General features: G+C 65.0%; 1 protein-coding gene. It reads left to right on the forward strand.

Translation table 11 applies throughout. The features are described 5' to 3' along the window. Positions 1-15 precede the first annotated feature (15 nt). The coding region (locus tag JUK32_RS05200) for an efflux RND transporter permease subunit (RefSeq protein WP_204137790.1) at positions 16-452 on the forward strand (437 nt) is incomplete at its 3' end.

The raw sequence follows: 452 nt of genomic DNA on the forward strand, positions 1-452 counted from the left end.
CTCCTCCACCCCCCCATGGTTCGCCCTTTTTTCACCAATATTCGTCTGCTGATTCTCACGGTTATCCTGATCGTCGCGGGGGGGCTGTCGGCCTACCAGTCGCTGCCGCGTCAGGAAGACCCGCAGCTGGTGTCGCGGGTGGCGGTGATTACCACCGCCTTTCCTGGGGCCAGTGCCGAACGGGTAGAGGCGCTGGTGACTCGGGTGCTGGAGGAGGAACTGGCGGCCATCGAAGAAATTGACGTGCTTGAATCGGACTCGCGGGTGGGGTTTTCGTCGGTGTCTGTGGAGCTGGTGGACTCGGTGACCAACACGGCCCCGGTGTGGTCGCGGGTGCGGGACGAGATGGCTGAGGCGGCCACCCGGTTGCCGACGGGGACGAGCGCCCCCGACCTAGCGGAGGTGTTGGTGAAGGCCTATACCGTGGTGGCGGCGCTGACCTGGGATTTGCC

This window comes from Halomicronema sp. CCY15110 (assembly GCF_016888165.1).
GTDB lineage: Bacteria > Cyanobacteriota > Cyanobacteriia > Phormidesmidales > Phormidesmidaceae > Halomicronema.